The sequence below is a fragment of the Streptomyces sp. V2I9 genome, from assembly GCF_030817475.1.
In the GTDB taxonomy this organism is placed as follows: Bacteria; Actinomycetota; Actinomycetes; order Streptomycetales; family Streptomycetaceae; genus Streptomyces.
The window spans coordinates 5,299,955-5,319,115 of the sequence record NZ_JAUSZJ010000002.1 but is presented as its reverse complement, the minus strand read 5'-3'; the positions used below and the strand labels follow the sequence as shown (position 1 = coordinate 5,319,115).

Here is a 19,161-nt window from a genome sequence, read left to right as displayed (position 1 = left end):
GTCGGCTGTCCGATGGGTGAGACGCCCACCTTAATCGGTCCGGTGACGCTTTCGACATACCCACCCGCCGCCACCTTCGGATTCAGTCAGATCGAAGCGTCTGGACAACGAATTTCATCGATCTGGGGTTGCGAGACAGACGAGGGCGGTGCATGGTGGGTGCGTGGCCAGTCGCAGCGCAGACTCCAGGACCGGGAACGGATCGCCGCAGGCGGTCGATGCCGTCTCCCTCGCCATCATCGAACAGCTCCAGGAGGACGGCCGGCGGCCTTACGCCGCGATCGGCAAGGCCGTCGGCCTCTCCGAAGCGGCCGTGCGCCAGCGCGTCCAGAAGCTGCTCGACCAGGGCGTGATGCAGATCGTCGCCGTCACGGACCCGCTCACCGTCGGGTTCCGACGCCAGGCGATGGTCGGCATCAACGTCGAGGGCGACCTCGACCCGGTGGCCGAGGCCCTGTCGGCCATGGACGAGTGCGAGTACGTGGTCATGACCGCGGGCTCCTTCGACCTGATGGTGGAGATCGTCTGCGAGGACGACGACCACCTGCTGGAGATGATCAACAAACGCATCCGGACCCTTCCCGGCGTGCGCTCCACCGAGAGCTTTGTTTACCTCAAGCTCAAGAAGCAGACCTATATGTGGGGAACCCGATAGCCGTGAGCAAGGACCTCAGCCGAACCGCGTACGACCACCTGTGGATGCACTTCACCCGCATGTCGGACTACGAGAACGCGCCCGTTCCCACCATCGTGCGCGGCGAGGGGACGTACATCTTCGACGACAAGGGCAAGCGGTACCTGGACGGCCTCTCCGGCCTGTTCGTGGTCAACGCCGGTCACGGTCGTCACGAGCTCGCCGAGACGGCGTACAAGCAGGCTCAGGAACTGGCCTTCTTCCCGGTCTGGTCCTACGCCCACCCGAAGGCCGTCGAGCTGGCCGAGCGGCTCGCCGACTACGCTCCGGGCGACCTCAACAAGGTCTTCTTCACCACCGGTGGCGGCGAGGCCGTCGAGACCGCCTGGAAGCTGGCCAAGCAGTACTTCAAGCTCCAGGGCAAGCCGACCAAGTACAAGGTCATCTCGCGTGCGGTCGCCTATCACGGCACCCCGCAGGGCGCACTCTCCATCACCGGCCTCCCGGCCCTGAAGGCCCCCTTCGAACCGCTGGTCCCCGGTGCGCACAAGGTGCCGAACACCAACATCTACCGCGCCCCGCTCTTCGGCGACGACCCGGAGGCCTTCGGCCGCTGGGCCGCCGACCAGATCGAGCAGGAGATCCTCTTCGAGGGTCCCGAGACCGTCGCGGCCGTCTTCCTGGAGCCCGTGCAGAACGCGGGCGGCTGCTTCCCGCCGCCGCCCGGCTACTTCCAGCGGGTCCGCGAGATCTGCGACCGGTACGACGTGCTGCTCGTCTCCGACGAGGTCATCTGCGCCTTCGGCCGGCTCGGCACGATCTTCGCCTGCGACAAGTTCGGCTACGTACCGGACATGATCACCTGCGCGAAGGGCATGACCTCGGGCTACTCCCCGATCGGCGCCTGCATCGTCTCGGACAGGGTCGCCGAACCGTTCTACCAGGGCGGCAACACCTTCCTGCACGGCTACACCTTCGGCGGTCACCCGGTCTCCGCCGCAGTGGGCCTCGCCAACCTCGACATCTTCGAGCGCGAGAACCTCACCCAGCACGTCCTCGACAACGAGAACGCCTTCCTGACCACGCTCCAGAAGCTGCACGACCTGCCGATCGTCGGCGACGTCCGCGGCAACGGGTACTTCTACGGCATCGAGCTGGTGAAGGACAAGGCCACCAAGGAGACGTTCACCGAGGAGGAGACCGAGCGCGTCCTGTACGGCTTCCTCTCCAAGGCGCTGTACGAGAACGGCCTGTACTGCCGGGCCGACGACCGCGGCGACCCGGTCGTCCAGCTGGCACCGCCGCTGATCTCCGACCAGTCCACGTTCGATGAGATCGAGGGCATCCTGCGGAACGTCCTCACGGAGGCGTGGGCCAAGCTCTGACCTCCACCAGGTCCCCCGGCCGATAGCCGCCGGGCGGTCATTTCATCGGTCCACGCGGCCCGGATACGCCCCTTCGAGTGAGAAGGGGGTATCCGGGCCGCGTGCTGTACGCCTGCCCCGCTCCGACTCCCTACGGTGCCCAGTGACCGATCGGCCGCGTCTTCGTTCCCCCGTACGGGGGAACGGGAAATCTGACCTGAACCGAGGTGTACGCCATGGTGGCCCCGCCGGACAACGACGTGATCTGGGCGCGCTCCCTGCACCACTCCCACAACGGATCGCCCGGTCTCGGCGGTGTCTCCATCGGCGTCCGGGACGCCGAGATCCTCGCCGTGACCGGGCCGCGCGGAAGCGGCAAGACGACGCTGCTGCACTGCCTCTCGGGCCGCCTGGTGCCCCAGGAGGGCGAGGTCTGGTTCAACAGCGTGCCCGTCCACACCATGGCCCCACGGGTCCGCGAACAGCTGCGCCGCGAGCGTTTCGGCTGGATCGGCGCGGACCCGGAGCTGGTCCCCGAGCTGACCGTCCGGGAGAACGTCGCGCTGCCGCTGCTGCTGCGCGGCGTCTCGCACCGGGCCGCCCGGAAGGCGGCCGCGGAGTGGATGGAGCGCCTGGACATCGCCGCCTTCGCCAAGAAGCGGCCGTACGCCCTGCTCCAGGCGCAGCGCCAGCGGATCTCGGTGGCCCGCGCCCTGTGCGGCTCGCCGACGGTGATCTTCGCGGACGAGCCCACGGCCACCCTGCACCGCACCGACCGCACGCAGGTGCTGCGCACGCTGACCACGGCGGCCCGCTCGCACGGCATCACCATCGTGCTGGCCACGCACGACGCGGAGGTCGCCGCGCTCGCCGACCGGGCGGTCCCGATGCTGGACGGCCGCTGCGTCGCCACCGTCACCCTGCCCGCGAAACCGGAAGCGGAGGGCCGCGCGGCGTGCTCGCTCTCCGTCTAGCCCGCGGTTCCCACCCTCTCGTCCTGGTCCGGCGGCTGCTGGTCGCCGCCGCCTCGGCCGGCGTCGGGTTCCTCCTCCTGTGCGCCCTCGGGTACGCCGTGGCGCACCCCGCCTCCGCCGGTTCCGTGCTGCGGCTGCTCTGGTGCTTCGTCCCGTTGGCCGCCACGGTGCAGTTCGCCGTGGCGGTGGCCCGCGCGGACCCGAGCACCCGGCCCCGGCCGGGCCTCTCCGCCCTGGGCCTGGGCCCGGTACGGCTCTCGGTGCTGGCCGCGGTCTCCACGGCGGTCTCCACCACCCTCGGCTCGCTGGTGGCGCTGCTCTTCTTCCTGCACCTGCGCGGCGATCTGACCGGGATGCCGTTCGACGGCGGCGCGGCGGAGTTCCTCGGCGCGGGCACCCCGCTGCCGCTCGCCGCCGCGCTGACGCTGCTGGCGCTGGTGCCGGTGGCCGCCTCGACGGCGAGCGCGCTGGCGCTGCGGTCGCGGCCCGACCCCGCACGGGACGCCTTCGGCTCCGAGGAGCTCGTGGAGCCCGCCCCGGCCCCGGCCGGGCTCCCCTGGGGCGTGGCCCTGGTGGCCGCCGGGCTGGCGGTCGAGGCGATCGCCTCCCGCGGGTCGGGCGGCAACGCGTTCCCGCTGCCCGGACGGTACGACTCCACCCCGGTCGCGGTCCTGATCGGGTGGACGCTCACCGCGGTCGGCCTGGCGACGGCGGGCCCGAGCCTGACGTATCTGTGCGGGCGGGCACTGCAGGCGGTGCGCCCCGGTGCCGTACGGCTGCTGGCGGGCCGGGTCCTGATGGACGAGGCCCGCCGGATCGGCCGCCCGCTCGGCGTCGTCTGCGCGGTGGTGTCCGCCGCGATCGCCGCGTCCGCGCTCTACGGAGGCGGTGAGCGCCCCTACGGCCCGCTCACCGCACTCGGCGCGGTGCTGGTCATCGGCTGTACGACGGCGACGCTGCTGACCTCGGCACTGGAAGCCAAGCACGCCCGCGCCCACACGGTCGGGGTGCTGCTGAGGATGGGCACCCCGGCCACCGCCCTGCGTCGCGCGACGGCGCTGCGGGCGGTCGCGCTGCTGACCCTGTTCGCCCCGCTGACCTGGTTGATCGCGCAGCTGGCGGCGCTCCCGCTGACGAAGTGACGCGCAGGGGGCTCCCGCGGCACGAGGCCCGCCGGGAGCCCCTTTCGCATGCCCCGGCGTACGAGGGCCGGCGGGAGCTCCGGCGCGGGACAACAGGGGTACGGCGGCCGCCGGGGGCTCCCGGGGGTACGGCGGGAGCCCCCGGCGGGCTCAGGGGTGGGTGGCGAGACGTGCGGCCAGGGCGTCGAAGAACGCCTCCCAGCCGTCCTCGGCCGCCGCGTACTGCTCGGGGGTGAGGTTGCCGCCGCGCTGCTGGAAGGCCAGCTCCGTGGTGCCGTCACCCAGGTCGCTGAAGGTGACGGTGACGGTCTCGCCCTCGGTGACCTCGGAACCCCCGGAACCTTCAGAACCATCGGGTGCGCCCTCGGGCGCGGAGGAGTCCAGCAGCGTGAACACCAGCCCGTCGGGCTCGCTCTCCTCCCGGTAGACCCCGCGGAAGGGCAGCTCCACCCCCGGCATCACGATGACCAGACTCCACCCGCCACCAGGACGTACGTCCATCGCCACCCGGTCCAGCGGAACCTCCGCCTCGCCCCCGTACCAGGCGGCGAAGTCCTCCGGCGAGGTCCAGGCGGCGAAGACACGCTGCTGCGGGGCGTGCAGGACGCGGGTGAGGTCGATGCCCTCGCGGGTGCCACCGGTCATGGTCACGGTCCTTGTCGGTTCGGCCGTCCCCGCCGGGGCGGGTGCGCGGCCGGCGGGGTCTCCCCCTCCAGCTTGCCCGGCCCCGCACCCCCTTGTCGCGTCGATGGGGGACGCGACGGCCCCACCCGGTCGCTCGGGACGGTCCTCCCGGCCGCGCGACGGCCCCACCCGGTCGCTCGGGGGCCTTGTCAGCGGCCCTCGCCCGCCAGCACCACCGTCTCCGCCGCGTCGAACCGGACGCCCACGACGGCGCCCTCGTCCGGGGTGTCCCGCAGAGCGCACTCGGCCTCCAGCACGGGCGCGTTCTCGGGCACCAGGCGTACGGTCACGTGGTTGCCCCGGAAGGTGCGGACGCCCACCGTGCAGCGCAGGCCCTCCTCGGGAGCGCCGATCAGGACCCCGGCGGGCCGGACCAGCAGAGCGGCGTCGCCCTGCGGGGAGCCCTCGGGCACAGGGACCTTCCCCCAGGCGGTGGCGGCGGCCCGCCCGGTCACGGTCGCCCCGGTGACGTTGTCGAAGCCCAGGAACCGGGCGACGAACGCGGAGGTCGGCCGCTGCCAGACCTCCAGCGGGCTGCCCTCCTGCGCGATCCGGCCGTCCCGCATCACGACGACCCGGTCGGCGAGCGCGAACGCCTCGCCCTGGTCATGGGTGACGGCCAGCACAGTGGTGCCCAACTCCCGGAAGAGCGTGCGCAGTTCGATGACGATCCGCTCACGCAGACTCCGGTCGAGCTGGCCGAGCGGTTCGTCCAGCATCAGCAGCTTCGGGCGCGGGGCCAGCGCGCGGGCCAGGGCGACGCGCTGCTGCTCACCGCCGGAGAGCGCGGCGACCGCACGCCGTTCGGCCCCCGGCAGCCCCACCAGTTCCAGCAGCTCCCGCACCCGGTTCCCGGCCTCGGCCCGCCCGACGCCGTGCATCCGCAGCCCGAAGGCGATGTTCGCGCCGACGTCCCGGTGCGGGAAGAGCTGGTGGTCCTGGAACATCAGGCCGAGGCCGCGCCGGTGCACCGGGACGCCCGCCTGGTCCCGGCCGTCCAGCACGACCCGGCCGCCGTCCATCGGCTGGAGTCCGGCGACAGCCCTCAGCAGGGTGGACTTGCCGCTGCCGCTGGGGCCGAGCAGGCAGACGACCCGGTGGTCGGCGACCTCCAGGTCCACCGCGTCCAGCGCCGTCCGCTTCCCGAACCGTACGGTGGCTTCCCGCAAGCTCAGCATGTCGTTCAGAACTCCCCTGATCGGTCGGTGCGGATGCGTTCCAGGAGCAGCAGCGACACCGCGCACACCAGCATGAGGATCGTGCTCAGGGCCATCGCCTGCCCGTAGTTGAGCTCCCCGGAGCGGCCGAGCAGCCGGGCCACGGCGACCGGCAGGGTCGGGTTGTCGGGCCGCGCGATGAAGACCGTGGCGCCGAACTCCCCGAGCGAGACGGCGAAGGCGAAGCCCGCCGCCACCAGCACCGCCCGCCGTACCAGCGGCAGATCGACCTCCCGCCAGGCCCGCCACGGGGAGGCCCCGAGCACGGCGGCGGCCTCCCGCAGCCGCTCGTCGACCGCGCGCAGCACCGGCAGCATGGTCCGGACGACGAAGGGGACGCCGACCAGTGCCTGCGCGAGCGGGACCAGGATCCAGGAGGTCCGCAGATCGAGCGGCGGCTCGTCCAGGGTGATCAGGAAGCCGAAGCCCACGGTCACGGCGGAGACCCCGAGCGGCAGCATCAGCAGCGCGTCGAAGCCCCGGACCAGCCGCCCGGCCCTGCGGGTCAGGGCCGCCGCCGCGAGCCCGCCGACGACGAGGGCGATCAGCGTCGCGGCGAGCGCGTACCGCAGGGAGTTGCCGACGGCCTCCAGCGGAGGCACCAGGAAGGTGGAGGAGGCGCCGGACCCGGCGGACCGGAGGGCCCGGTAGTAGCCGAACCCGTAACCGCCCGGCCCGTCGGCTCCCCCGAAGGATCGCTCCACCAGCACCCCGAGCGGCAGCAGGATCAGCAGCAGGGCGGTGAGCAGGACGCCGCCGAGCAGCGCCCACTGCCCCGCGCCGCGCGGCCGGCGGGAGGTCCGGGCCGGATCGACCAGTTTCAGCGCCCGTTCCCGGCGGCGCACGGTCACGGCGTGCACGGCGAGGATCGCGCCGACCGCCGTGAACTGCACCAGGGTCAGCACGGCGGCGGTCGGCAGGTCCAGCAGCTGGGCGGTCTGCCGGTAGACCTCCACCTCCAGGGTGGAGTACGCCGGTCCGCCGAGGATCTGCACGACGCCGAAGGAGGTGAAGGTGAAGAGGAAGACCATCAGCGCGGCGGCGGCGACGGCCGGGGCGAGCGCGGGCAGCGTCACCCGGCGGAAGGCGGCGAACCTCCCGGCCCCCAGCACCCTGGCGGCCTCCTCCTGGCGCGGGTCGAGCTGGGACCAGAGTCCGCCCACCGTCCGGACGACGACGGCGTAGTTGAAGAAGACGTGGGCCAGCAGGATCGCCCACACGGTGGTGTCGAGGCGGACGCCCCCCAGCTCGTCCAGGAGCCCGCCGCGCCCCAGCACCGCCAGGAACGCGGTGCCGACGACGACGGTCGGCAGCACGAACGGCACGGTGACGACGGCCCGCAGCACCTGTTTGCCGGGAAAGGCGAAGCGTGCGAAGACGTACGCTCCGGGCAGGGCGATCAGCAGGGTGAGCGCGGTCGAGGCGAGGGCCTGCCAGGTGGTGAACCAGAGGACGTCGAGGATGTCCGGGCGGCCCAGCACCTCGCCGATCCGCCCGAACTGCCAGCCGTCCTCCGTCTTGATCCCGCGGCCGACGATCGCGGTCACGGGGTAGGCGAAGAAGACGACGAAGAAGGCGGCGGGCACGGCCATCAGGCCGAGCCGCAGCGCCGCCCCACGCCGGCCTGCACCGCGCACGGGCGGCGCAGGCCGGGCGGTCCGCTTCGCGGGCTCTACTTCAGGACCAGCGACTGCCACGACTGGATCCACTGCTCGCGGTTGGCGGTGATCTTCTCGGGCGCGACGGTGGGCGGCGTGGCGATCTGCTCGCCGAACTTCGTGAACAGCTCCGGGAGTTCGGCGTCCTTCACGACCGGGTTCACGAACATGTTCAGCGGCATGTCCTCCTGGAAGGTCTTGCTGATCAGGAAGTCCAGCAGCGCCTTGCCGCCCGCCTCGTTCTTCGCCCCGGTCAGCAGCCCGGCGTACTCGGTCTGCCGGAAGCAGGTCCCCGTGGCGACCCCGGTGGGGGCCTCCTTCGGCTGCGGGTCGGCGTACAGTACCTCGACGGGCGGGCTGGAGGCGTAGGAGACGACGAGCGGCCGGTCGGCGCCCGTCTTCTTCCCGCCGGCGGAGCCGGAGAACTCCTCGTTGTAGGCCTGCTCCCAGCCGTCGACGACCTTGACCCCATTGGCCTCGAGCTTCTTCCAGTACGCCTCGTAGCCGTCCTCGCCCTCGGAGGCGATGGTGCCGAGGAGGAAGCCGAGACCGGGCGAGGAGCTGGCGGCGTTCTCGGTGACGAGGAGGTTCTTGTACGCGGGCTTCAGCAGGTCCTCGAAGGTCTTCGGCGGCGCGAGCTTCTTGTCGGCGAAGAACTTCTTGTCGTAGTTGACGCAGATGTCACCGGTGTCGACGGGAGTGACGCGGTGCTTCTCGTCCTGCTGGGTGTCCCGGGCGACCCGGTCGAGACCCTTGGCCTCGTACGGGGTGAACAGGCCGTTGTCGAGGGCGCGGGAGAGCAGGGTGTTGTCGACGCCGAAGAAGACGTCGCCGCGCGGGGAGCCCTTGGTCAGGATCTCCTGGTTGAGCGCGGCTCCGGCGTCACCGCTCTTGAGCGTCTTGACCCGGTAGCCGGTCTCCTTCGTGAACGCCTTCAGCACCTTGTCCGAGACGTTGAAGGAGTCGTGGCTGACCAGGGTGACGGTCTTGGAGCCGCTGCCCTTGGACGCCCCGGAGCCGGCCGGGTCCCCGTCGCTCCCGCAGCCCGCGAGCACGGTGACGCCGAGCGTCGCGGCGAGCGCGGCCGCCGCGTACTTCGTGGTGGTGTTCATGTGATTCCTCCTGGAGGTGACCAGGAAGAGACGCGGCCCTGCCCGCTCTCCGGCGAACCGGAAGCGGGCAGGGCGCAACAGCTTGAGTACTGTCCGAACTTCCTACCCGGAATGACCCGGGCGAGGTTCAGAGGGTCTGCGGCCAACCTGTCGTCGGTGCCGCACTCTCAGCGCTGTGGCGCTCCCCTGTCGGAATATGAAGTTGGTTTCGGCCCAGGCTACACGGGCGGTTTCCGGCCGGTCCGGGAGGTCGCGTGGGACCACGGGCCTCCGCCCCCGGCCTGACCCCGGCGCCGGTCCGGGCCTCGCATTCCCCGGCCTCAGCGCTCGGAGGCCGCGAGCTGCCCGCAGGCCCCGTCGATCTCCTGCCCCCGGGTGTCCCGGACGGTGACGGGCACGCCGTGGGCCGCGATGGCCTCGACGAACGCCTTCTCGTCCTCGGGCCGCGAGGCGGTCCACCGGGAGCCGGGCGTGGGGTTCAGCGGGATCAGATTGACGTGGACCCGCTTGCCCTTGAGCATCCGGCCGAGCAGGTCACCGCGCCATGCCTGGTCGTTGATGTCCCGGATCAGGGCGTACTCGATGGAGATCCGGCGGCCGGACTTCTCGGCGTACTCCCAGGCGGCGTCCAGGACCTCGCGGACCTTCCACCGGGTGTTGACGGGGACGAGGGTGTCGCGCAGCTCGTCGTCCGGGGCGTGCAGCGAGACGGCGAGGCGGCACTTGAAGCCCTCGTCGGCGAAGCGCAGCATGGCCGGGACCAGGCCCACGGTGGAGACGGTGATCCCGCGCTGCGAGAGACCGAGGCCGTCCGGCTCCGGGTCGGTGAGCCGGCGGATCGCGCCGACCACGCGCTTGTAGTTGGCGAGCGGCTCACCCATGCCCATGAAGACGATGTTGGACAGCCGCGCCGGACCGCCGGGCACCTCGCCGTCGCGCAGGGCGCGCATGCCGTCGACGATCTGGTGCACGATCTCGGCGGTCGACAGATTGCGGTCGAGGCCGGCCTGGCCGGTGGCGCAGAACGGGCAGTTCATGCCGCAGCCGGCCTGCGAGGAGATGCACATGGTGACGCGGTCCGGGTAGCGCATCAGGACGGACTCGACGAGCGTCCCGTCGTGCAGCTTCCACAGGGTCTTACGGGTGGTGTCGTCGTCGCAGCTGATGTGCCGGACCACCGACATCAGCTCGGGGAACAGCGCCTCGGCCAGCTTCTCGCGCGACCCGGCCGGGACGTTCGTCCACTGGGCGGGGTCGTGCGCGTACCGCGAGAAGTAGTGCTGCGAGAGCTGCTGGGCGCGGAACGGCTTCTCACCGGTAGCGGCGACCGCTTCCTTGCGCTCGGCGGGCGTGAGGTCGGCGAGGTGCCGCGGGGGCTGCTTGGCTCCGCGGGGCGCGACGAAAGTGAGTTCTCCGGGCTTAGGCATGGTTCATCCAGTGTCGCAGACATACGAGTAAGGGCCCGCCGCCCTGTGGACAACGGACCCTCATTCGTGAAACGTGCAGGTGGGGAGGGGTACCGGGGTGCGAGGAGGCTCAGGTGGAGCCCACGAACAGCACCAGCAGCAACCAGACGACCGGCGCGGTCGGCAGGAGCGAGTCGAGCCGGTCCATGATGCCGCCGTGGCCCGGAAGCAGGGTGCCCATGTCCTTGATCCCGAGGTCCCGCTTGATCATGGATTCGCCGAGGTCGCCCAGGGTGGCGCTGACGGCCACCCCGAGACCCAGGAGGAGCCCCTGCCACCAGGCGCCGCCGTCGATCAGGAACTCCATGCACAGCGCGCCGGCGGCCATCGCGAAGCCGACCGCGCCGAGCAGTCCCTCACGGGTCTTGCCGGGGCTGATGCGCGGGGCGAGCTTGTGCGTGCCGAACCGCCAGCCGACCGCGTACGCCCCCGTGTCGCTGACCACCGTGAGGACGAGGAAGGCCAGGACCCGCCACTCTCCGTCGTCCGCCGTCAGCATCAGGGCCACGAAGGTGGCCAGGAAGGGGACGTAGAACGCCGCGAAGACCCCGGCGGTGACGTCCTTGAGGTATCCCTCCGGCGGTTGGGTCATCCGCCGGACCAGCACCGCCAGGGCGGTCAGCGCCATCGCGATCCAGGCCCCCTCGGGGCCCCGGGCGTACCCGGCGATGACCATGGCGGCACCGCCGACGGCCAGCGGGATCAGGGGCGCGTTGATGCCCTTGCGCTCCTTGAGGCGGGAGGTGAGCTCCCAGAGGCCGACGACGACGGCGACCACGATGACGCCGACGAAGGCGGCCTTCACGACGAACAGCGAAAGGACGATGACGGCGCCGAGTCCCACGCCGACCCCTATGGCGGCGCGCAGATCACGCCCCGCGCGCTTCTTCTGCTGCGGGGGCGGCAGCGGAGTGGACATGGGCTCCTGCGGCATCTCGTCACGGAACAGGGGGCCGCCGATGTGGGCGGCGTCCCTGTCCCGGTCGTCGCGGTTGTCGGCTTCTCCGCCTACGTCTCTACCTGCGTCGGGGCTGTCCGGCACGATGGGCATGGGCCGAGTCTGCTGGGCGCCATGCACATCGTGGACAAGACCCGCCGGGGCAGCCCTCATCTCGGGCGTGCCCCGGTATCCGGCTCCTTGCGGGGCGCCCCAGGAAGAGTCGTTCATCAGACTTCGAGCAGCTCGGCTTCCTTGTGCTTCAGCAGCTCGTCCACCTGCGCGACGTACTTCGCGGTGGTGTCGTCGAGCTCCTTCTCGGCGCGGCGCACCTCGTCCTCGCCGGACTCCTTGTCCTTGACGAGCTTGTCGAGCGTTTCCTTCGCCTTGCGGCGGATGGAGCGGATCGAGATCTTGGAGTCCTCGGCCTTGGCCTTGGCGACCTTGATGTACTCCTTGCGGCGGTCCTGCGTCAGCTCGGGGAAGGTCACCCGGATGATATTGCCGTCGTTGCTCGGGTTGACGCCGAGGTCGGAGTCGCGGATCGCCTGCTCGATGTTGCGCAGCGCGGTCTTGTCGAACGGCGTCACGACGGCCATCCGCGGCTCGGGCACCGAGAACGAGGCCAGCTGGTTGATCGGGGTCAGCGCGCCGTAGTAGTCGGCGACGATCTTGTTGAACATCGCCGGGTGCGCACGGCCGGTACGGATCGCGGCGAAGTCCTCTTTCGCGACGACAACGGCCTTCTCCATCTTCTCCTCGGCTTCGAGGAGGATTTCTTCGATCACCACGTGCTCCTGCGTGTCTTGAGTGGGCCCGGCGTCGTCATCGCCTGGCCCTGCGGGTCCTGCGTCGCGTCCTTGAACCTGCACGGTGTCCCACCGGCAGGCCGTTGTCCATCCTGGGGGCCGTCAGGCCCGGGTGCTCTCGTCACTCACGAGCGTGCCGATCTTCTCACCCTTGACCGCGCGAGCGATATTGCCCAGGGCGGTCAGCTCGAAGACGAGGATCGGCAGCTTGTTGTCACGGCAGAGCGTGATGGCGGTGGCATCCGCGACCTTCAGATCGCGGGCGATCACCTCGCCGTACTCCAGCGCGTCGAACTTGACCGCTCCAGGGTTGGTCTTCGGGTCGGAGTCGTAGACCCCGTCCACCCCGTTCTTCCCCATGAGCAGCGCCTCGGCGTCGATCTCCAGGGCGCGCTGCGCGGCGGTGGTGTCGGTGGAGAAGTACGGCATGCCCATACCGGCGCCGAAGATCACCACGCGGCCCTTCTCCAGGTGCCGGACGGCGCGGAGCGGGATGTACGGCTCCGCGACCTGGCCCATGGTGATGGCGGTCTGGACGCGCGAGTCGATGCCCTCCTTCTCCAGGAAGTCCTGGAGTGCCAGGCAGTTCATGACGGTGCCGAGCATGCCCATGTAGTCGGACCGGGCCCGGTCCATGCCGCGCTGCTGCAGCTCGGCACCGCGGAAGAAGTTGCCTCCGCCGATGACCACCGCGATCTGGGCACCGTCGCGGACGACGGCGGCGATCTCGCGGGCGATGGTGTGCACGACGTCGGGATCGACGCCGAGCCCGCCGCCACCGGCGAAAGCCTCGCCGGAGAGCTTCAGCATGAAACGCCCGGAGCCCTTGTCGTCGTCGCCCTTGCCGTCGGCCTGAATGGCGTCCGCGCCCTTGTCCATGGAAATTCTCCTCGTGCACATACGAAGAAGGCCATTGCCGGTGGGTCTGGTGTCCCTACAGCGGCAATGGCCTCCTCGTCAGATCTGCGGTCGTCCGGCGTGAGTACGGCCGTCGACTGCACCCGACCCTATCGGGTCCGGTGCTGTTCGCCCGGACGGACTCAGATGCCGACCTTGATGCGCGAGAAGCGCTTCAGGGTGACACCGGCCTCGTCCAGAACCTTCTGGACCGACTTCTTGGCGTCCAGCGCGTACGGCTGGCCCAGGAGGGTGGCCTCCTTGAAGAAGCCGTTGACCCGACCCTCGACGATCTTCGGGAGGGCGGCCTCGGGCTTGCCCTCGGCGCGGGTGGTCTCCTCGGCGACGCGGCGCTCGGCCTCGACGACCTCGGCCGGGACGTCCTCGCGGGAGAGGTACTTCGGGGCGAAGGCGGCGATGTGCTGCGCGATGCCCTTGGCCAGCTCGGCGTCGGCCTTGTCCAGCTCGACCAGAACACCGATCTGCGGGGGCAGGTCGGGCATGGTGCGGTGCATGTACACGGCGACGAAGGCACCGGTGAACTGCGCGAAGCGGTCCAGGACGATCTTCTCGCCGAGGTTGGCGTTGGCCTCGTCGACGTACGCCTGGACGGTCTTGCCGGCCTCGATCTCGGAGGCGAGCAGCGCCTCGATGTCGGCCGGGGAGGTGGCGGCGACGTGCGCGGCGAGCGTGTTGGCGACGTTCTGGAACTTCTCGCCCTTGGCGACGAAGTCCGTCTCGCACTTCAGCTCGAGCAGAACGCCGGACGTCTGGTCCTCGGAGATGAGGGAGACGACGGCGCCGTTCTCGGCGGAACGGCCCTCGCGCTTGGCGACGCCCTTCTGGCCCTTGATGCGGAGCGCCTCGACGGCCTTGTCGACGTTGCCGTCGGCCTCGTCGAGCGCCTTCTTGCAGTCCATCATGCCGGCGCCGGTGAGCTCGCGGAGCTTCTTGACGTCAGCGGCGGTGTAGTTCGCCATGAGTCTGTATGTCTCTCTCGAAGTCTGAAAGATCTACGGGTGAACGGCGGGGGCGACGCTCGTGGCGTCGGCCCCCGCCGTCAGCAGCCGTGACGGGTGTCAGGCCTGCTCGGCGTCCGCGTCGGCGGCAGCGGCCTGGTCGGGGGTCTCGACCACGGGAACGGAGTCGCCCACGGCCTCGGCGGCGGCGTTGCGCTCGGCCGGGTCCTCGGACTCGGCGACGACGTCACGCTCGTTCTCGACCGAGGACTCGACCTCGACGTTCTTCTTGTCGCCCTCGAGCAGGTCGCGCTCCCACTCGGCGAGGGGCTCGCCGGCGGCCTTCTCGCCCGGCTTCGAGTCGCCGGTGGCGGCACCGGAGCGGGCGATGAGGCCCTCGGCGACGGCGTCGGCGATCACGCGGGTGAGCAGGGTGACGGAGCGGATCGCGTCGTCGTTGCCCGGAATCTTGTAGTCGACCTCGTCGGGGTCGCAGTTGGTGTCGAGGATCGCGACGACCGGGATGTGGAGCTTGCGCGCCTCACCGACGGCGATGTGCTCCTTCTTGGTGTCGACGATCCAGACGGCGCTGGGCACCTTCTGCATCTCGCGGATACCACCGAGGGTCTTCTCCAGCTTGGCCTTCTCGCGCGAGAGGACCAGGAGCTCCTTCTTGGTGAGGCCGGAGGCGGCCACGTCCTCGAAGTCGATGAGCTCCAGCTCCTTCAGGCGCTGGAGGCGCTTGTAGACGGTGGAGAAGTTGGTGAGCATGCCACCGAGCCAACGCTGGTTGACGTACGGCATGCCGACGCGCGTCGCCTGCTCGGCGATGGCCTCCTGGGCCTGCTTCTTCGTACCCACGAACATGATGGAGCCGCCGTGGGCGACGGTCTCCTTGACGAACTCGTAGGCGCGGTCGATGTACGACAGCGACTGGAGCAGGTCGATGATGTAGATGCCGTTGCGCTCGGTGAAGATGAAGCGCTTCATCTTCGGGTTCCAGCGACGGGTCTGGTGACCGAAGTGGACGCCGCTTTCCAGCAGCTCCCGCATCGTGACGACGGCCATGGCCGTACTCCTTGAGGTGCTCGGTTATCGCGGCCGCAGGTTTGCGTCCGCGCCTGACGCCCCGACGCGCCGTGCCACGAGGGACCGAGGAGCGCGGCCACCTCCGCGAAGATGGAGGTGGCGGGGCGTGCGAAGTCGACCCGGTGACCCGGATCGCCGTAAGAAGTGTACGGGACCGGCCGGGTGCCGGATGACGGCGACCGCCACGGCCGGACGACGATCCGGTTCACGGGTGGGTGGCGGGGTCGCCACGGACGGGTGACGGGGCCGAATCGGGCGGGTGACGGTGAGGTGCGCAACCGGGTGGGGACCGTTCACGAAGCGGTGACGGAGATGTCCACAACCGGCGAGTGGTCCACAGGAACGGCCGCCGATCCCCGGAATCCCGGCGTCCGGGACAGGGTGGCGGCATGCGCTCTCAGCCCGGCGGCCTGCGCCGCTCCCCCGCCCCTCGCTGCCTGCCCCGGCTCGCGCCGTTCCTGCTGCCCGTGCTGCTCCTGACCCTCACGCTGTCCGCCCGGTTCCCGGCGGCCGGGCCTCCCCCTGCGGCCGGTTCCTCGGTGCCGGGCGCGGACGTCCTGCCCGTCGGGGCCAGGGCCGCTCCACCGCATCAGGACGCCGGTGCGGGGGCAGGGACGGGCGGGGACCCGGACCTGGGCATGAACGAGGACGCGAAGGCGGGCTCGGAAGCGGAGACAGGCTCGGCCTCCGGTTCGGACTCCGGTTCGAGCTCGGCCTCCGGTTCCGGCTCCGGCTCCGGCTCCGGCTCCGGCTCCGGCTCCGGCTCCGGCCATGGTGGGGGTGGGGGCGGCCGGAGCTGGCCTCTGGCGGGGCGGCCCGCGGTGGTACGGGGGTGGGAGCCGCCCGCAGGACCGTACGGGCCCGGCCATCGCGGCGTGGACCTCGCGGCGGGGCCGGGCGCACAGGTGCTGGCGGCCGTCGACGGCCGGGTGTCGTTCTCGGGACGGGTGGCGGGACGCGGGGTGCTCGCCGTCGAGGTGGCCGGCAGCGGCTCACCGCCGCTGCGCACCACGTACGAACCGGTGCGGGCCCTGGTCGAGGAGGGCGCGGACGTCCGCGCGGGGCAGCCGGTCGCGGTGCTGGAGGAGGGGCCGTTCCACTGCGCGGCGGCCTGTCTGCACTGGGGACTGCGGCGCGAGGACGCCTACCTGGACCCGCTCTCGCTGCTGCCGCCCTCGCTGCTGCGCAGGGGCCCCTCGCGGCTGCTGCCGGTGTTCGGGGTGCCGGAGCCGGGCGCGGCGCCGGGCGCCCCCACGGCCGCCGGGGTCAGCCGCTCACCCCGCGCAGGACCATCGCGACGGCGGTGTCCGCGATGACCCCGGGCTCCTCGGCGACGCCCAGCTCGATCCGGCGCACGGCGGCGTCCACCGAGCCCTGGAGGAGCATGGCGGCCAGCCGCGGCTGGGTGTGGCCCAGGTCGCCGAGCGCTTCGACGATCATGGCGATCAGTCCGCCGTGCGCGGCGCGGATCTTCTCCCGCGCGCCCGCGTCCAGCTCGCTCGCGGAGATGGCGACGACCGCGCGGTGACGGCGGTCCCCGACGAGGTCGAGCTGTCGGCGCACGTACGCCTCGATCTTCGCCTCGGGCGTCTCGGCGCGCCGCATGGCGTTCTCCACCTCGGCGGCCCAGACGGGGAAGTCGACGGCGCACAGCTCCTCGACGACGGCGGCTCGGGAGCGGAAGTACTCGTACACGGAGGACCTGGCGAGGCCCGTGCGCTCGGCAAGTGCGGGGAAGGTCAGCGCCTCCGTACCGCCCTCGGACAACAGGGAGCGCGCGGCGTCCAGGAGGGCGCCGCGCTGCATGGTCCGGTGCTCGGCCACGGAGGCCGCTCGAATCCTGGGCACGCGTCCACTCTACGGCGGCACGCCTGCGGAGGAAGGGTACGGCCGCCGATCGGACGGCCGGAGGGACCGCGGATCCCGATCGGCGGACACCGCCGGAACGACGGCGGGGACGGGGCGCGGTCGGCCGGGGCGTCAGCGGCCCGCGTCCGCCAGCTTCGCCCGGAGCTGGAGCACGGACTTGGTGTGGATCTGGCTGACCCGGCTCTCGGTCACGCCGAGGACGTTGCCGATCTCCGCGAGGGTCAGACCCTCGTAGTAGTAGAGGGTCACGACGGTCTTCTCGCGGTCGGGGAGGGTGTTGATCGCCCGTGCCAGAAGTCTTCGAAGCTCGCGGTCCTCGGCGACCTCCACCGGATTGTCCGCGGCGGTGTCCTCCAGCGTGTCCATCAGACTCAGCCGGTCGCCGCCCTCTCCGCCGACGTGCAGCAGCTCCTCCAGGGCCACCACGTTCGCCAGCGACAACTGGCTGAAGACCGCGTGCAGTTCCTCCAGCGAGATGCCCATCTCCGCTGCGACCTCGGCCTCCGACGGCGTGCGCCGGAATCGCGCCTCCAGCGTGGCGTACGCGCGCTCCACGTTGCGTGCCTTCTGCCGGACGGACCGCGGGATCCAGTCCAGGGCGCGGAGTTCGTCGATCATCGCGCCGCGGATCCTGGTGATCGCGTACGTCTCGAATTTGATGGCCCGTTCGAGGTCGAACTTCTCGATGGCGTCGATCAGTCCGAAGACCCCGGACGAGACGAAGTCGGCCTGCTCGACGTTGGACGGCAGCCCCACGCTCACCCGGCCCGCGACGTACTTGACGAGCGGCGAGTAGTGCAGGATCAGCTGCTCCCGCAGCCGCTCGTCACCGGTGGCCTTGTAGGAACGCCACAACTCGTCGAGGGAGGAGGGGGCGGGAGGGCGCACAGTGCCACGCGCAAGCGGTGGTGCTGCCGCGCGGTCAGACCCGGAGGTGTGCTGGGGCATGTGGTGCCTTGAGCCGTTCTGCCGTGAAGTGCTGGGGGACTTGTGTCTGGGGCGTAGTCCTTGTGAGCGTAGCGTGACTACGACGTCGCGGTCCGCGCAGGACGGGAGATCCCTGGCGTGTGACGGCGCGTCGCCCGTCCCGCCGTCCGGGCCCGCCGGGGGCCGCGGCCGTAGCCGTGGTCGCGGCCCCGTGACAGGTCACCGATCGATCGTGCGAGGTCATCGGCCTTACCTTTTCACCCGAATGCTCCAGGTCAAGTACCGCCCCGCCGCGCGTCGTCGTTGCCTACGGAAGGGGGCGTCAACCGCCAGCCGTCGCCTTCCCGTTCGACGAACCCCAGTGAGTGAAGTTCGTACAGTCGACCGAGGGCTTCGTCGGTGGACGTCCCCGCCGTGCGGGCGAGGTCACGGGGGTGGGCGACCCCGTGGCAGGGGAGTGCGTCGAGGACTCTCGCGGCGGCCGCGTCCAGGAGGTCCCTGGGCAGCACCGGCCCCCGGCGGGCCGGCGCGAGGTCGCCGATGTCCCCCACCAGTTCGACGACTTCGTCCGCGCCGGTCACGAGCACGCCCTCGCCGCGCAGGAGTTCGTGAACCCCCGCCGAGAGCCCGCTGGTGGCCGGGCCGGGCACTCCCATGGCGAAGCGGCCGAGCCGTTGCGCGTGGCGGGCGGTGGCCAGCGAACCGCTGCGGAGGGCCGCTTCGACCACGACCGTTCCTCTGGTCAACGCGGCGATGACGCGGTTGCGCAGGATGAACCGGCTACGGGTGGGGTGCGCCGAAGGCGGCAACTCGGCGACGACGAGGCCCTGTTGAGCCATCCTCCCGAGCAACTCGGCGTGCCCGCGCGGGTAGGGGACGTCGACTCCGCAGGCCAGCACCGCGGTCGTCGCTCCACCCGCTGCCAGCGCGCCCCGGTGGGCGGCCCCGTCCACCCCGAACGCCGCCCCCGACACCACCACCCAGCCGCGCTCGGCGAGTCCGGACCCGAGGGTCGCCGCCATGTGCGCCCCGTACGGCGTGCAGGCTCTCGCGCCGACCACCGCGACCGAGCGCAGGGACCAGAGCCGCAGGTCGGGCAGGCCCCGTACCCAGAGCCCGACGGGGCGGGCGTCGCCCAGGTCGTCCAGCTGGCTCGGCCACTCCCGGTCCCCCGGGCAGACGAAGCGCCCGCCGGCCGCCGCGATCGCGGCCAGGTCCCGCTCCGGGTCCGCGCCGGCCGCACGCAGCCGGTATCCCCCGAGCCGGGCGGCGGTCATCCCCAGCAGCTTCTCGGCGGAACCGTCCTCGACCGTGAACCGCCGCAGCAACTCGTCCGGGCCGACCTGCCGGAGCCACCGCCCGGCCCGCTCGTCCCCCGGCTCCAGCACCCGCGTCAACGCGGCCCTGGCCGACCGCGCGGGCT

At 71.4% G+C, this 19,161-nt stretch carries 18 protein-coding genes and 1 riboswitch; of the genes, 5 read left to right on the top strand and 13 right to left on the bottom strand.

Features of this window, described 5'->3' with window-relative positions; translation table 11 throughout:
• Positions 1-163 precede the first annotated feature (163 nt).
• From QFZ71_RS23435 to QFZ71_RS23420, 4 genes are all read left to right on the top strand, one after another.
• Positions 164-655, top strand: coding sequence for an Lrp/AsnC family transcriptional regulator (locus QFZ71_RS23435; RefSeq protein ID WP_307670126.1), 492 nt, complete (start codon positions 164-166; stop codon positions 653-655).
• Positions 640-2,019, top strand: coding sequence for an aspartate aminotransferase family protein (locus QFZ71_RS23430; protein WP_307670125.1), 1,380 nt, complete (start codon positions 640-642; stop codon positions 2,017-2,019). The genes QFZ71_RS23435 and QFZ71_RS23430 overlap by 16 nt, the downstream gene beginning before the upstream one ends.
• 215 nt (positions 2,020-2,234) lie before the next feature.
• On the top strand, positions 2,235-2,972 hold the full coding sequence (locus tag QFZ71_RS23425; RefSeq protein WP_307670124.1) for an ABC transporter ATP-binding protein: 738 nt from the start codon (positions 2,235-2,237) through the stop codon (positions 2,970-2,972).
• Positions 2,954-4,114, top strand: a complete 1,161-nt coding sequence (locus QFZ71_RS23420) for a hypothetical protein (protein ID WP_307670123.1) — start codon at positions 2,954-2,956, stop codon at positions 4,112-4,114. Before QFZ71_RS23425 ends, QFZ71_RS23420 begins: the two co-directional genes overlap by 19 nt.
• Positions 4,115-4,264: 150 nt before the next feature.
• On the opposite strand, the gene QFZ71_RS23415 is transcribed toward QFZ71_RS23420, so the two are convergent.
• The 10 genes from QFZ71_RS23415 to rpsB all read right to left on the bottom strand — a co-directional run bounded on the left by QFZ71_RS23415 (position 4,265) and on the right by rpsB (position 14,921).
• A complete protein-coding gene (locus tag QFZ71_RS23415; RefSeq protein WP_307670122.1) occupies positions 4,265-4,759 on the bottom strand; it encodes an SRPBCC domain-containing protein in 495 nt (164 codons plus the stop codon).
• A 188-nt stretch (positions 4,760-4,947) separates the two neighbouring features.
• Entirely contained in the window at positions 4,948-5,976 is a 1,029-nt protein-coding gene (locus QFZ71_RS23410; protein WP_307670121.1) for an ABC transporter ATP-binding protein, read from the bottom strand.
• Positions 5,977-5,981: 5 nt separating this feature from the next.
• Entirely contained in the window at positions 5,982-7,607 is a 1,626-nt protein-coding gene (locus QFZ71_RS23405; RefSeq protein ID WP_307671558.1) for an iron ABC transporter permease, read from the bottom strand.
• An 80-nt stretch (positions 7,608-7,687) separates the two neighbouring features.
• On the bottom strand, positions 7,688-8,785 hold the full coding sequence (locus QFZ71_RS23400) for a thiamine ABC transporter substrate binding subunit (RefSeq protein ID WP_307670120.1): 1,098 nt from the start codon (positions 8,783-8,785) through the stop codon (positions 7,688-7,690).
• A gap of 81 nt (positions 8,786-8,866) precedes the next feature.
• Positions 8,867-8,983: riboswitch (TPP riboswitch) on the bottom strand.
• Positions 8,984-9,105: 122 nt separating this feature from the next.
• Positions 9,106-10,212 (bottom strand): 23S rRNA (adenine(2503)-C(2))-methyltransferase RlmN, encoded by a 1,107-nt coding sequence (rlmN, locus tag QFZ71_RS23395; RefSeq protein WP_307670119.1) that lies wholly within the window; start codon positions 10,210-10,212, stop codon positions 9,106-9,108.
• A gap of 109 nt (positions 10,213-10,321) precedes the next feature.
• Entirely contained in the window at positions 10,322-11,419 is a 1,098-nt protein-coding gene (locus QFZ71_RS23390; protein WP_307670118.1) for a phosphatidate cytidylyltransferase, read from the bottom strand.
• Positions 11,419-11,976: a ribosome recycling factor gene (gene frr / locus QFZ71_RS23385; protein ID WP_307670117.1), complete on the bottom strand. Its 558-nt coding sequence runs from the start codon at positions 11,974-11,976 to the stop codon at positions 11,419-11,421. The genes QFZ71_RS23390 and frr overlap by 1 nt, the downstream gene beginning before the upstream one ends.
• A 123-nt stretch (positions 11,977-12,099) precedes the next feature.
• Positions 12,100-12,876 (bottom strand): UMP kinase, encoded by a 777-nt coding sequence (gene pyrH, locus QFZ71_RS23380; protein ID WP_307670116.1) that lies wholly within the window; start codon positions 12,874-12,876, stop codon positions 12,100-12,102.
• A gap of 161 nt (positions 12,877-13,037) precedes the next feature.
• Entirely contained in the window at positions 13,038-13,874 is an 837-nt protein-coding gene (gene tsf, locus QFZ71_RS23375) for a translation elongation factor Ts (protein WP_307670115.1), read from the bottom strand.
• A gap of 99 nt (positions 13,875-13,973) precedes the next feature.
• Positions 13,974-14,921 carry a 30S ribosomal protein S2 gene (gene rpsB / locus QFZ71_RS23370; RefSeq protein ID WP_307670114.1) on the bottom strand — a complete coding sequence of 316 codons (948 nt, stop codon included), beginning with the start codon at positions 14,919-14,921 and terminating at the stop codon, positions 13,974-13,976.
• Positions 14,922-15,331: 410 nt separating this feature from the next.
• Here rpsB and QFZ71_RS23365 point away from each other — a divergent pair, with 410 nt between their 5' ends.
• Positions 15,332-16,258, top strand: a complete 927-nt coding sequence (locus tag QFZ71_RS23365; protein WP_307670113.1) for a M23 family metallopeptidase — start codon at positions 15,332-15,334, stop codon at positions 16,256-16,258.
• On the opposite strand, the gene QFZ71_RS23360 is transcribed toward QFZ71_RS23365, so the two are convergent.
• The 3 genes from QFZ71_RS23360 to dprA form a co-directional block, all read right to left on the bottom strand.
• Positions 16,209-16,766, bottom strand: a complete 558-nt coding sequence (locus QFZ71_RS23360; RefSeq protein WP_307671557.1) for a TetR/AcrR family transcriptional regulator — start codon at positions 16,764-16,766, stop codon at positions 16,209-16,211. The genes QFZ71_RS23365 and QFZ71_RS23360 overlap by 50 nt on opposite strands.
• A 156-nt stretch (positions 16,767-16,922) precedes the next feature.
• The gene (gene whiG, locus QFZ71_RS23355; RefSeq protein ID WP_307670112.1) at positions 16,923-17,759 is read right to left on the bottom strand and encodes an RNA polymerase sigma factor WhiG; all 837 of its coding nucleotides are present in this window, start codon (positions 17,757-17,759) and stop codon (positions 16,923-16,925) included.
• A gap of 254 nt (positions 17,760-18,013) precedes the next feature.
• Positions 18,014-19,126, bottom strand: a complete 1,113-nt coding sequence (gene dprA, locus QFZ71_RS23350; RefSeq protein ID WP_373465206.1) for a DNA-processing protein DprA — start codon at positions 19,124-19,126, stop codon at positions 18,014-18,016.
• Between the last annotated feature and the right edge of the window lie 35 nt (positions 19,127-19,161).

Coding starts and splice junctions, on each gene's coding strand:
- QFZ71_RS23425 (WP_307670124.1), top strand. CDS start 2,235: ATGGTGGCCCCGCCGGACAACGACGTGATCTGGGCGCGCTCCCTGCAC.
- QFZ71_RS23415 (WP_307670122.1), bottom strand. CDS start 4,759: ATGACCGGTGGCACCCGCGAGGGCATCGACCTCACCCGCGTCCTGCAC.
- QFZ71_RS23410 (WP_307670121.1), bottom strand. CDS start 5,976: ATGCTGAGCTTGCGGGAAGCCACCGTACGGTTCGGGAAGCGGACGGCG.
- QFZ71_RS23405 (WP_307671558.1), bottom strand. CDS start 7,607: ATGGCCGTGCCCGCCGCCTTCTTCGTCGTCTTCTTCGCCTACCCCGTG.
- QFZ71_RS23400 (WP_307670120.1), bottom strand. CDS start 8,785: ATGAACACCACCACGAAGTACGCGGCGGCCGCGCTCGCCGCGACGCTC.
- rlmN (WP_307670119.1), bottom strand. CDS start 10,212: ATGCCTAAGCCCGGAGAACTCACTTTCGTCGCGCCCCGCGGAGCCAAG.
- QFZ71_RS23390 (WP_307670118.1), bottom strand. CDS start 11,419: ATGAACGACTCTTCCTGGGGCGCCCCGCAAGGAGCCGGATACCGGGGC.
- pyrH (WP_307670116.1), bottom strand. CDS start 12,876: ATGGACAAGGGCGCGGACGCCATTCAGGCCGACGGCAAGGGCGACGAC.
- tsf (WP_307670115.1), bottom strand. CDS start 13,874: ATGGCGAACTACACCGCCGCTGACGTCAAGAAGCTCCGCGAGCTCACC.
- rpsB (WP_307670114.1), bottom strand. CDS start 14,921: ATGGCCGTCGTCACGATGCGGGAGCTGCTGGAAAGCGGCGTCCACTTC.
- QFZ71_RS23365 (WP_307670113.1), top strand. CDS start 15,332: ATGCGCTCTCAGCCCGGCGGCCTGCGCCGCTCCCCCGCCCCTCGCTGC.
- whiG (WP_307670112.1), bottom strand. CDS start 17,759: ATGCCCCAGCACACCTCCGGGTCTGACCGCGCGGCAGCACCACCGCTT.